Here is a 932-nt window from a genome sequence, read left to right as displayed (position 1 = left end):
ATCTGAGGAGTGCCCCGCTCTGCGACGAGGGAGTCGTAGATCGGAGTGTCCGGGAAGGACGGCGCGGAGTAGTAACCGCCGCCATAGGTGGAGCGGGGGGAGGTCATGCTTCATAAGTTAAGCCCTTGATGTGCTGGTTGGGGAGACCGATAAGAGGGTTGTTTTCCGTGTCGGCTGTGGTGACGGATCCCCAATCCGAGCGAACGTGGGAAAATCGGTCGTCGGATGACGTATTGATCATGTAAAGGCCGAGTTCCCGGCGGGTTACCCGCGGTCGTGCCGACCTCGGCGGAACGGGCGCGCGGCACGGTCGTGGGCCTCCTCGCGGTCCGGGTAATAGGTTGGCCATGAACGGAATCGGCGGCTCTGCCGGACGCGGCCACTTGCGATGGGGGCGGACATGACAATGCCTAAAGGATCGAATGTTCCGGTGCCCGCACCGGCCGTGCGGATCGAACTGGGGTGGGGCTCCGGTGCCGGCGTGCCTGACGCGGACGCGTCGGCGCTCCTGCTGGCGTCTTCCGGCAAGGTGCGCTCCGACGCGGACTTCGTCTTCTACAACCAGCCCGCGCACTCCTCGGGAGCGGTGCGCCACGAGGGCAAGGAGCGCGGCGGGGCGGGCTTCACGGACGTCCTGACCGTCGACCTCGCGCGCGTGGAGCCCGATGTGGAGCGGGTGGTGCTCGCCGCCTCGGCGGACGGCGGCACGTTCGGGCAGGTGCCCGGCCTGTACATCCGGGTGCTCGACGCGGCGGGCGGCGCGGAGATCGCGCGCTACGACAGCGCGGACGCCACCGTGGAGACGGCCTTCGTCCTCGGCGAGCTCTACCGGCGCCAGGGCGCGTGGAAGTTCCGCGCCGTGGGACAGGGGTACGGAAGCGGCCTGGAGGGCCTCGCCACGGACTACGGCATCTCCGTGGACGAGCCGCAGC

2 protein-coding genes are annotated in these 932 nt (G+C 68.7%); one reads left to right on the top strand and one right to left on the bottom strand.

What is annotated here, in order from left to right:
• Positions 1-107, bottom strand: a 107-nt coding sequence (locus AB8Z36_RS40895; RefSeq protein ID WP_369218407.1) for a DUF6643 family protein, incomplete at its 3' end; no start/stop codon positions are given.
• Positions 108-388: 281 nt separating this feature from the next.
• Here AB8Z36_RS40895 and AB8Z36_RS40890 point away from each other — a divergent pair.
• Positions 389-932 (top strand): TerD family protein (locus AB8Z36_RS40890; RefSeq protein WP_369218406.1); only part of this gene is annotated, 544 nt, incomplete at its 3' end.

It is taken from the genome of Streptomyces flavofungini (assembly GCF_041028215.1).
Classification (GTDB): domain Bacteria; phylum Actinomycetota; class Actinomycetes; order Streptomycetales; family Streptomycetaceae; genus Streptomyces; species Streptomyces flavofungini_B.
This window is presented reverse-complemented; position numbering and strand designations above follow the sequence as displayed.